Origin of the sequence: Phytoactinopolyspora endophytica (assembly GCF_004138495.1) — a bacterium.
Lineage (GTDB): Bacteria > Actinomycetota > Actinomycetes > Jiangellales > Jiangellaceae > Phytoactinopolyspora > Phytoactinopolyspora endophytica.
Genome location: NZ_ML142856.1, coordinates 135,211 through 145,150, shown reverse-complemented (window position 1 = coordinate 145,150; position 9,940 = coordinate 135,211). Strand labels below are relative to the sequence as shown.

The window sequence follows — 9,940 nt, the reverse complement described above, 5'->3', positions numbered from 1 at the left end:
ACCAAGACCGGCACGGTGACCAGCACGTACTCGTCGATCAGCCCAGCCCGCATGGCCACTGCGGCGAGTGTGGCGCCGCCGATGTCCATCGGGCCGCCGTCGTCGGCCTTGAGGCTGGTGATCTCGGTGACCGCGTCGCCGGTGACCAGACGAGTGTTCCAGTCGACCGTGCTGATCGTCGAGGAGAACACCACCTTCGGCATGTCCCGCCAGCGGCCGGCGTACTCGATCTCCGCCGGCGTGGCGCCGGGCTGCTGGTCGGCGGTCGGCCAATGGGAACTCATCGTCTCCCACAGTTTGCGTCCATACAGCGCTAAACCGGTCGCCCCCACCCGGTCGGACCACCACTGGAACAGCTCGTCGCTCGGCGACGAGTCCGGTCCCTCACCCCCACTCCAGCCGAGGTCGTCGCCGGTCGCGGCGATGTAGCCGTCCAGGGTCACGTTCATGCCGAAGATCAATTTCCGCATCATGCCATCCTCTCGTGAGTCGATCTCACACGTACAGACGGGCGCGGCGCGAAAACCTAATCTGTACGCGATCTGTGTCCGCAGGTAGTCCTCGCGTTCCGGACTGAGAGCGTGTTTGAGAAGATCAACTTGCGGTGGTGAAGGTGCGTCGTTGCTGCCGGGTGGCGGGCACTCCGCGGGCGATCCTGCGGGATGGTGTTGATCGTGGCCCAGCGGATCAAGGCCTCGGAGGCAGTGCTTGGTCACCGGCTGGAAAAGGTCATCGATCACGCCACTGCCACCGGCCGCGCCCGGACGCCGCACCGCATGATCGTCGGACTCATACCCGCCGCCGCCCACGTCAACGACGCCGATAAGCGCCGAGCCCTCGACGAACGAGCCACACTTATCGAACAACGCGCTACCGCCCTCGCCGAGCAGGCCATTGCCGACCGAGCACCGTGGCTCCGCGAGCTTGGATACCCGCCCCAAACCGCGCAGCAGCGAGAACAGTGGATGCGATGCGTCATAGCAGTCGCCGCCTACCGCGACCGCCACAGCGTCACGGGCTTATCCGCTCTCGGGCACCAACCCAGTCGAGACGACGACTGGGCGCTGCGTGCCGACCGTCGTCACGCTCAACGCGCCGTTCAGGACGCGCGAGAGATCAACGGCATGCTCGACGTGGCATCTCCTGTCATCGCTCGCGCGCCCGTGCGTCGCCCACCCCGGCTTTCCTTGTGATCGCGTGGGCACGATGCTGGACCGTTCAGGCTAGGTGTCGCCGGATTTCGTCGGCGAATCGAGGCGCTCCACCACGGCTGAGCGCGTTCAGCAGCCCAGCCACCGTCTTAGGCTCGCGCTTGTGGCTGGCCGCTTGCCGATGCAGCGTGCGTAGCACGACACCAGGAGCGAGGTCGAACAGGTCAAGCAGGAGATCGTCTGGACTGTGCACGGTCACCTGATGCGGGTTGACCGACTCAGGTGGGAAGTCCCGCACGTTCAACGTCACCAACGCGTCCGCACGCCCATGCACGGCCGCTGCCAACACGTGACGGTCCTTCTGGTCACACGTCATTGACTCGACCAGATGCTCGTACCCGATCACGTCAGCGTCCTCGAACGTCTCGTTCATCCGGGTCAGCATCCGGTCCACGGCAGCATCACCGAGCCCGGCCTCAATCAGGTTCCGTCGCAGCTCCTCGAAGATGGCTGCGGACCAGGCCGGAGAGAACAGCTCAACCTCGGCCAACCGCAGGAGCGTGTCCCGCAGATACGCCGGATACAGCACACAGGTGTCCAGCAAGACTCGATTGGCCATGACACATCACCGGGTGCGCCGCGGTATCGCGGTGGCCTCGTACGCACCGGCGTCTTCGGAGATCTCGGTCAACTCATCCAACGCCACTCGGCGCTCATGACGCCGTCGCTCCTGATAATCCAGCAGGTCGCGCAGCAGCACACGACGGTGCCGGCCTGGCTGGGAGTAGGGGATCTCACCGTTCTCCAACAGCCGCACCACGGTCGGGCGACTGACCCCAAGCAGGTCAGCCGCCTCCTGCGTCGTCAACGTCTGGTTGTGCGGAGCCACCGTGACTGCCTGCCCGTTCGCCATCGCCACCACAATGTCGCGCAGCAACTCGACCAGCTCCGCCGGTATCGGCACGCGCTTCCCCGATGGCGTCGCCAGTACCGCCACATCAGAACCCGGCGAACCCTCGAACAGCTCAACCAGTCTGTCCAACGGCTCCGGCTCCTCGGGCGGCATCACCGTCCGCTCAGGCGCAATAGTCACGGCAACCTCCAATCCTTACTACCAACTGTAAGCCATGAAACGAACAAAACGAACGCCGGCCGATGGCTTCACTTAGATGCATCCCCGGCGGCCGGACGTTTCGACTTGCCTGTGCGACCTTCGGCAATCTGCTGCACGCGGTGGCGGTGAAGCCCGAGCGCTTCGCCTATCTGCCCGTACGACCATCCGGCAGTGCGAAGTTCAAGAACAGTCTCTTGCCGGAGCTCTCGTAAGTCTTTCGCCACGTTAGGTAACCCGTTCAGCTTTTTGCCGATCTCCACGGCGCGTTCGACCGGATCAGCGATCGCCGTGTGATGCTGGCGCGTCGAGCCGACGATCGCGGTCACCGCTAACCCCGGACTCACAGCACGCGAGATCGCCGACCACCTCGGCCACGAAGAACCCAGCATGACGCAGAACGTCTACATGGGACGCGGCGTCGCCTCCGCCAGCGCCGCCAAGATCCTCAGTGCGACGAAGTGAATCATGGTCGTAAAGTGGTCGCACAACGCAAAGGATGGCTGGCCACAAGACTATGACCAGCCATTTTCCGATTTGCGCCCTCGGCAGGATTCGAACCTGCGACTTTCTGCTCCGGAGGCAGACGCTCTATCCCCTGAGCTACGAGGGCCGGGAACCGCAGTAAGGTTACCAGGATTTCGGGGCGGATCCCCAATCAGCCGGCCGTGAGGATCCTGGGACCGTCTTCGGTGATGGCCACGGTGTGTTCGACGTGCGCGCCACGGCTGCCGTCTCCGGTGCGCACGGACCACCCGTCGTCGTCGATGTAGTAGTCGTCGCCCCCACCGGCCATCAGGCTCGGCTCGATGGCGATCACCAGACCGGGTTTGAGCGGCCAGCCGCGACCTGGCCGTCCCTCATTCGGCACGAACGGTTCCTCGTGCATGGCCCGGCCCACTCCGTGGCCGCCGAAGTCGTTCTGCACGCCGTAGCCCGCTCCGCGTCCGACCAGGGACATCGCGTACCCGATGTCGCCCATTTTGGCCCCGGGGCGGGCGGCGGCGATGCCCGCTTCGAGCATCCGTTCAGTGGTCTCCACCAGCTTCTCGTCGGCTGGGTCCGGTGTCCCGACGATGAAGCTCACTGCCCCATCAGCGTGCCAGCCGTCGATGTGCGCGCCGAAGTCCACGCCCAGCAGGTCGCCGTCCCGCAACCGGTACCGGGTCGGGAGGCCATGAAGCATGACGTCGTTGACGGAGGTGTTGAGCACCGCTGGGTACGGAGACGACGCGAAGCTGGGCTTGTAGCCGAGGAACGACGACGACGCAGCTGCGCTCTGCATCACGTCGCGAGCGACGTCGTCGAGCTCGAGCAGGGACACCCCGATCGTGGCGTGAGTCCGGACGGCAGCGTGCACGGCTGCGACCACTCGTCCAGACGCGGCGATGGCTTCGATCTCGCCCGGTGTCTTCAGTTCAACCATCGGTGTGTCCTAGGTCTTATCGGTGTGCGGAGAGTCGCCCGATAGGCGGCATCCAATAACTATACCGGTCGGGTTCACGCCTGTCGATGCCATGCCCTTCCGGGCTCGCGACCGTACGGGTGAGATGCTGACCCGATGGCGCGAGACCGAAAGGGCGGGCAGAGTAGCAGGCCGCAGGGACGCACTCACGCTTCCCGTGCGAAGCGAGCCGGCACCGGTACCTCGCGTTCCCGGCACGATCGACGTCGGCGTCGGCGGAACGACCGCTACGGTCGTTTCCTCGGCCTGGCGTTCCTCGGTAGCCTGTTCCCCGGCCTCGGTCTGCTCGCCGCGGGACGGCGTCGAACGGGCATGGCGCTGCTCTTCTTTCTGGGACTCCTGCTCTGCGCGGCGGTCGCCGTCGTGGTGCTGGTTCCGTGGAACGAACTGGCAGCGTACGGCGGTGACCGGGAGAAGCTGCTCTACATCGGTGTCGGCCTGGTGGCACTGGCCGCGCTCTGGCTCCTGGTCGCCCTCGTATCGCACCGCTCGCTCGAGCCGGACGGTCTCGGCGTTCCCAAGCGCCTCGCAGGTGCCATGGTCGTGGTGCTGGCCGCGTCGTGCGTCGTCGCGCCGATGTCGATCGCCGCCCGCAACGCCTTCACTCAGCGGGATCTCATCTCCTCGATCGCGGCGGACGACGACGAGCCGAGCCAGACCACACCGGACGACATCGACAAGAAGGATCCGTGGGCGAACAAGCCGCGGCTGAACTTCCTCCTGCTCGGCGCCGACGTCGGGCTCGGGCGGGATGAGGAGGACAACGGCGTGCGTGCCGACACCCAGATCGTGGCCAGCATCGACACGACGACGGGGGACACCACGCTGGTCTCCCTGCCACGCAACCTCAGCCAGATGCCCTTCCCCGAGGACAGCCCGCTCAACGAGGTCTATCCCTACGGATACATCGACCAGAGCACGGGCGAACCGGAGAACGCGAACTCCATGCTGTACTCGGTCTACAACAACGTGCCCGCGCTCTATCCGGACCTCGAAGTCTCCAGCTCGGACGCCAACAAGTGGGCCATCGAGGGCGCGCTCGGGATCGACATCGACTACTACATGATGGTCAACCTCGACGGGTTCTCCGCCCTCGTGGACGCTCTCGGCGGGATCACCATCGACGTGTCTGAGCCTGTGCCGATCCATTACGGCGAACCTGACGGCTACTGCCTGTCACGAGCGACGTTCATCGAGGAAGGCGAGCAGCACCTGGACGGGAGCGAGGCGCTGATGTACTCGCGATCTCGATGCGGCAGCAGCAACTACCGGCGGATGGAACGGCAGCAGTGCGTCATCGAGGCCATCATCGACGAGGCAGAGCCCAGGAAGCTGCTCACCCAATACCAGAGCCTGGCCTCCGCGACGAAGAACATGGTCAAGACCGACATTCCCGCTGACCTGTTCCCGCCGATCATCGAGCTCACCATGGACATCCAGGGGGCCGAGCTCGAGAGCATCAACATCGACGACGACTTCTTCGCCGAACACGGCGGCGAAGCGGCGAATCCCGACTATGACGCCATTCACGCGACGGTGGCGGAGACGCTCGATGAGCCCGCCGGCGAAACGTCCACGGGACCCAGCGACGATCCCAGCGAGACGCCGGCTGGGGACGACGGTTCTGAGGCAGACCAGGACGCCGACGAGGACAGCTCCACGGACGATTCGACGTCCGACGATTCGGCGACCGATGACTCGGCGACCGATGACGGTTCGACGGACGGAGACGGCACCGAGCCCGGTGACGACGAGGCCGGTAACGCAGTCGGCGACGAGACCGGTGGCACAGACAGCGGATCCGGTGAACCCGGCTCCGAGGAATCCGACTCGCCTAAGTCGGCGGAGGAAGGCTCCAGCTGCTGAGCACCGTCCGGCGCCTCGGCCAGACGGGCGAGCGTCGTCGGTTGCTCCCAGCGAGACTAGAATCGAGCTCATGGTGCGTGTGCCGTTGAGCGTCTCCGAGCGTGACCGTGGTGAGCGGCTGGGGGAAGCGCTGCGCGCGGCCCGCGGTGACCGGAGCATCGTCGACGTCGCCTCGGAAGCCGGCATATCCGCCGAGACGCTGCGGAAGATCGAGCGCGGGAGGATTCCGACCCCGGCGTTCTTCACGGTGGCGGCGGTCGCCGACGCCCTGAATCTGTCGCTGGACGAGGTCCTGTCTCAGGTGATGGACCAGGTGGCCAACGGGGGCGACAACCCGCCCGCGGTAGTGGCTACGCTTGCGGGGTGACCCCTGAACAGCTTTCGCAGGCGGTGCGCGAGGTCCTCGCGGCCGCGACAGACGCCGGTGACGTAGCCCTGCCTGGCGGTGTGCCAGACGACATCACGATCGAGCGTCCGCGTAACCGCGAGCACGGAGACTATGCGACCAACGCGGCGATGCAGCTGGCGAAGAAGGCTGGAACCAACCCGCGCGCGCTGGCAGAACTGCTCGCGGACCGGTTGCGCCAGGTGCCAGGGGTCGAAGGCGTCGACGTGGCCGGCCCGGGCTTCCTGAACATCACCGTGTCCGCCGCCGCCCACGGTGAGCTGGCCAGGAGTATCGTGCAGGCCGGGCAGGCCTACGGGCACGGCGACGTGCTCGCCGGTGTCCGAATCGACGTGGAGTTCATCTCGGCAAACCCCACCGGTCCGCTGCACCTCGGCCACGTCCGCTGGGCTGCCGTCGGCGATGCCATCGCGAGGGTCCTGGAGGCCGCGGGAGCGGAGGTCAGCCGCGAGTTCTACATCAATGACCGCGGCGTGCAGATGGACCATTTCGGCGCGTCGATCATGGCTCGCGCACACGGCAAGGATGTCCCGGACGACGGCTATCACGGTGAGTACATCACCGACCTGGCGCAGGCGATCCTGTCGGCTCGCCCGGACATCGTCACCCTCCCAGACGACGAGCAGCTGGTCATCTTCCGCGAAGAGGGCTACAAGCTGCAGCTCGCCGAACAGCAGCGCCAGCTCGGCGATTTCCGCACGAATTTCGACGTGTGGTTCTCTGAACGCACGCTGCACGACTCCGGCCAGGTGGAACATGGCCTCGACGTGCTGCGCGAGAAGGGCCACATCTTCGAGTCCGATGGCGCGCTGTGGATGCGCACCACGGATTTCGGCGACGACAAGGACAGAGTCCTGATCAAACAGGACGGCTCCTACACCTACTTCGCCTCGGACACCGCGTACTACGTCGACAAGCGTGAGCGCGGCTTCGACATCTGCCTCTACCTGCTCGGAGCCGACCATCACGGCTATGTGGGCCGGCTCAAGGCGATGGCGGCGTGCGCCGGCGACGACCCCGACTACAACATCGAGATCCCCATCGGCCAACTGGTCAAGATCATGCGCGAGGGCGAGGAACTGCGTCTGTCGAAACGTGCGGGCACGATGCTGACGCTCGGAGAGGTGGTCGACGCGGCGGGCGTCGACGCGCTGCGCTACTCGCTCTGCCGCTATCCGGCGGACTCACCGCTCACGCTGGACGTCGCGCAGATCACCAAACAAACGTCGGAGAACCCGGTGTTCTACGTGCAGTACGCGCATGCGCGGCTCTCCTCGATCCTGCGTAACGCCGAAGAGCTGGGTGTGGACCGCGGCGAGCTGCGGCCGGAGCTGCTGGACCACGAGCGGGAGTCTCTTCTGCTCGCCGCCCTGGGCGAGTTCCCGCGCGTCGTCGCCTCGGCGGCCGAGCAGCGGGAGCCTCACCGTGTCGCCCGATATCTGGAGGACACGGCGTCGACCTTCCATAAGTTCTACGACGTGTGCCGGGTACTGCCGATGGGAGACGAGGAGACCAGCGACGTCCATCGTTCCCGGCTGTGGCTGGTCGAGGCCACCCGGGTGGTCCTGGCCAATGGCCTGGCGATGCTCGGCGTCTCGGCTCCGGAGCGGATGTGATGCACACACACGAGGCCGGCGCCCTGCACGCCGAGGCGGGACAACGCCGGCATCCCTCGTGGCTGCAGGTGCCGGAGGACGTCAACGCCCTGTACCCGGGGCTGTGGTCGGCGACCGTGGCGCGCGGTGAGGACGGTGTGCTGCGAGTGGCCGGCATCGACGTCCTCGCGCTGGCGGCCGAACATGGCACGCCGTTGTATGTGTTGGACGAGATCGACTTCCGATCACGAGCAAGGGCGTTCCGGGACGCCTTCGGCGGTGCATTCGCCGGCATCGACGGCGGCGCGGACGTCTTCTATGCCGGCAAGGCATTCTTGTGCATCGAGGTGGCGCGCTGGGTGGCAGAGGAAGGGCTGAACCTGGACGTCTGCTCGGGCGGCGAGCTGGCGGTCGCACTCCGTGCGGGCTTCCCGGCGGAACGTATCGGGCTGCATGGAAACAACAAGTCCGTCTCGGAGCTGTCGCGCGCCGTCGACGCCGGTGTGGGCCGGATCATCGTCGACTCCTTCGACGAGATCTCCAGACTCGCGTCCATCGCCGCGGAGCGCGGAGTCCGTGCGCCGGTGATGGTGCGCACGACGGTCGGTGTCGAGGCACACACGCATGAGTACATCGCCACCGCGCATGAAGACCAGAAGTTCGGGTTCTCCATCGCGGGCGGCGCGGCCGCACAGGCTGTGCGGCGGATTCTCGCCGAGCCTTCGCTTGAGCTGATCGGGCTGCACTCACACATCGGGTCACAGATCTACGACACGTCCGGGTTCGAGGTGGCGGCTCGCCGCGTACTGGGACTGCATGCCGAGATCCGGGACGAGCATGGCGTCGAGCTGGCCGAGCTGGATCTCGGCGGCGGGTTCGGCATCGCCTACACGAGCCAGGACGACCCACAGCCTGCCGAGGAGCTGGCCGCCGGGATGGCGGCGATCGTCAAGCACGAGTGCGCCGGCTACGGCCTGAACGTCCCGCGGGTCAGCATCGAGCCGGGGCGCGCCATCGCAGGGCCCAGCATGTTCACGCTGTACGAGGTGGGGACGGTCAAGGCGGTCGAGCTCGACGGTGGTGCGGTGCGCCGGTACGTCTCCGTCGACGGCGGCATGAGCGACAACATCCGCACCGCCCTTTACGACGCCGACTATTCCTGCACGCTGGCCTCGCGCCGCTCCGATGCGGAGCCGGTGCTGGCCCGCGTCGTCGGCAAGCACTGCGAAAGCGGCGACATCGTGGTGCGGGATGAGTTCTTGCCGGCGGACATCGAACCGGGTGACCTCATCGCCGTCCCGGGAACCGGTGCATATACGCGGAGCATGGCCAACACGTACAACCATGTGCCAAGGCCGCCTGTCGTCGCCGTGCGGGCCGGAGAGACGCGGGCGATCGTCCGCCGGGAGACCGAAGAGGATCTCTTCACCCTCGACGTGGGCTGACCCTCTGTGTGTGGCGCCCTGCGGGGCGTGCAGGACGCTAGCCTGCTCTGTCCGCGGAGGACAGGTCACGCAGCAGTCGGGCGATGTGCGAGCGTCCGGCGGCCTCGGCCAGCACAGGATCGCCGGATTCGAGAGCGTCGATGATCCGGCGGTGCTCGGTCAGTGCGAGCGGCATACCGCCGGGCGATCGATGCGTCGTGTACATCGCCAGCCGGATCTGCTGCTGAAGGAGCTCGAGCTGGGTGGTGAGCCGGGTGTTGCCGGCCAGCTCGCGGATCCGAGCGTGGAAGCGCATGTCCAGTTCATAGTGGAGTTCGACCTCGCCCGCCTCTGCGGCCGCGGTGTGCTGTGACAGAAGCTCACGGAGCCCGGCGACGTCGTCCCGGTTCATCCGCTGGCTGGCGAGCCTGCATGCCAGACCCTCGAGGGCTTCTCGGACTTCGTAGATCTCGACGAGTGACTCGGCGTTCAGGTCGGCGACGACCGCGCCCTTGTTCGGCTCGAAGTGGGCGAGCCCTTCGTATGTGATGCGGGCGATCGCTTCACGGGCCGGGCTCCGGCTGACTCCCAGCCGCTCCGCGACATTGGGGACCGACAGCCTGGTCCCAGGTGCGAGCTCATGCTCGAGGATCGCCGTGCGCAGGTTGAGATATGCCCGTTCGGCGAGTCCTTGCTCGCGGCCACTCGTCTCTGTTGTCATCGAACCTCCACTTAAGTTACATGTAATCTACCCCATCGTCTGTGGTTTCTGGAGATCAGTACGTTCAAGATCCTTGAAATTACATGCAATGCGTCGTAACGTCCCGGTCACAACGTCGATCGAAAGGGCGTCTGATGACAACGACCACCGTCGCTCGTTCCGCCCACCGACGCAGCCGGTCGGCGACCGAGTCCGTGAGCG

11 protein-coding genes and 1 tRNA gene are annotated in these 9,940 nt (G+C 66.1%); 5 read left to right on the top strand and 7 right to left on the bottom strand.

The features are described from left to right. The coding region (locus tag ELR45_RS16965; protein WP_205856739.1) for a dihydrofolate reductase family protein at positions 1–470 on the bottom strand (470 nt) is incomplete at its 3' end. 204 nt (positions 471–674) lie between these two features. Between ELR45_RS16965 and ELR45_RS16960 the strand changes: the two genes are divergently transcribed. Further along, complete coding sequence (locus ELR45_RS16960) at positions 675–1,193, top strand: hypothetical protein (RefSeq protein ID WP_129667455.1); 519 nt, start codon at positions 675–677, stop codon at positions 1,191–1,193. 25 nt (positions 1,194–1,218) lie between these two features. Here the strand turns inward: ELR45_RS16960 and ELR45_RS16955 are convergent, their stop codons facing one another. The 5 genes from ELR45_RS16955 to map form a co-directional block, all read right to left on the bottom strand. After that, positions 1,219–1,770 (bottom strand): PIN domain-containing protein, encoded by a 552-nt coding sequence (locus ELR45_RS16955; protein ID WP_129667454.1) that lies wholly within the window; start codon positions 1,768–1,770, stop codon positions 1,219–1,221. A gap of 6 nt (positions 1,771–1,776) precedes the next feature. Further along, on the bottom strand, positions 1,777–2,244 hold the full coding sequence (locus ELR45_RS16950; protein WP_205856738.1) for a helix-turn-helix domain-containing protein: 468 nt from the start codon (positions 2,242–2,244) through the stop codon (positions 1,777–1,779). Between the two features lie 68 nt (positions 2,245–2,312). Further along, complete coding sequence (locus ELR45_RS16945) at positions 2,313–2,591, bottom strand: helix-turn-helix domain-containing protein (protein WP_129667453.1); 279 nt, start codon at positions 2,589–2,591, stop codon at positions 2,313–2,315. 211 nt (positions 2,592–2,802) lie between these two features. Continuing rightward, positions 2,803–2,875, bottom strand: a tRNA-Arg gene (locus ELR45_RS16935). A gap of 45 nt (positions 2,876–2,920) precedes the next feature. Further along, complete coding sequence (gene map, locus ELR45_RS16930; RefSeq protein ID WP_129667452.1) at positions 2,921–3,688, bottom strand: type I methionyl aminopeptidase; 768 nt, start codon at positions 3,686–3,688, stop codon at positions 2,921–2,923. 135 nt (positions 3,689–3,823) lie between these two features. Here map and ELR45_RS16925 point away from each other — a divergent pair, with 135 nt between their 5' ends. The 4 genes from ELR45_RS16925 (at position 3,824) to lysA (ending at position 9,039) form a co-directional block, all read left to right on the top strand. Next, the gene (locus ELR45_RS16925) at positions 3,824–5,593 is read left to right on the top strand and encodes an LCP family glycopolymer transferase (protein WP_129667451.1); all 1,770 of its coding nucleotides are present in this window, start codon (positions 3,824–3,826) and stop codon (positions 5,591–5,593) included. Between the two features lie 70 nt (positions 5,594–5,663). Further along, entirely contained in the window at positions 5,664–5,960 is a 297-nt protein-coding gene (locus tag ELR45_RS16920) for a helix-turn-helix domain-containing protein (RefSeq protein ID WP_129667450.1), read from the top strand. Beyond that, positions 5,957–7,615: an arginine--tRNA ligase gene (gene argS, locus ELR45_RS16915; RefSeq protein ID WP_129667449.1), complete on the top strand. Its 1,659-nt coding sequence runs from the start codon at positions 5,957–5,959 to the stop codon at positions 7,613–7,615. Before ELR45_RS16920 ends, argS begins: the two co-directional genes overlap by 4 nt. Next, a complete protein-coding gene (gene lysA, locus ELR45_RS16910) occupies positions 7,615–9,039 on the top strand; it encodes a diaminopimelate decarboxylase (RefSeq protein ID WP_129667448.1) in 1,425 nt (474 codons plus the stop codon). Before argS ends, lysA begins: the two co-directional genes overlap by 1 nt. Before the next feature lie 37 nt (positions 9,040–9,076). Here the strand turns inward: lysA and ELR45_RS16905 are convergent, their stop codons facing one another. Further along, a complete protein-coding gene (locus ELR45_RS16905; RefSeq protein WP_129667447.1) occupies positions 9,077–9,739 on the bottom strand; it encodes a GntR family transcriptional regulator in 663 nt (220 codons plus the stop codon). Positions 9,740–9,940: the final 201 nt, after the last annotated feature.

What these genes read in the sequence shown, in the direction of transcription:
- ELR45_RS16955 (WP_129667454.1), bottom strand. Translation starts at nt 1,770, where the DNA reads ATGGCCAATCGAGTCTTGCTGGACACCTGTGTGCTGTATCCGGCGTAT.
- map (WP_129667452.1), bottom strand. Translation starts at nt 3,688, where the DNA reads ATGGTTGAACTGAAGACACCGGGCGAGATCGAAGCCATCGCCGCGTCT.
- ELR45_RS16925 (WP_129667451.1), top strand. Translation starts at nt 3,824, where the DNA reads ATGGCGCGAGACCGAAAGGGCGGGCAGAGTAGCAGGCCGCAGGGACGC.
- ELR45_RS16920 (WP_129667450.1), top strand. Translation starts at nt 5,664, where the DNA reads ATGGTGCGTGTGCCGTTGAGCGTCTCCGAGCGTGACCGTGGTGAGCGG.
- lysA (WP_129667448.1), top strand. Translation starts at nt 7,615, where the DNA reads ATGCACACACACGAGGCCGGCGCCCTGCACGCCGAGGCGGGACAACGC.
- ELR45_RS16905 (WP_129667447.1), bottom strand. Translation starts at nt 9,739, where the DNA reads ATGACAACAGAGACGAGTGGCCGCGAGCAAGGACTCGCCGAACGGGCA.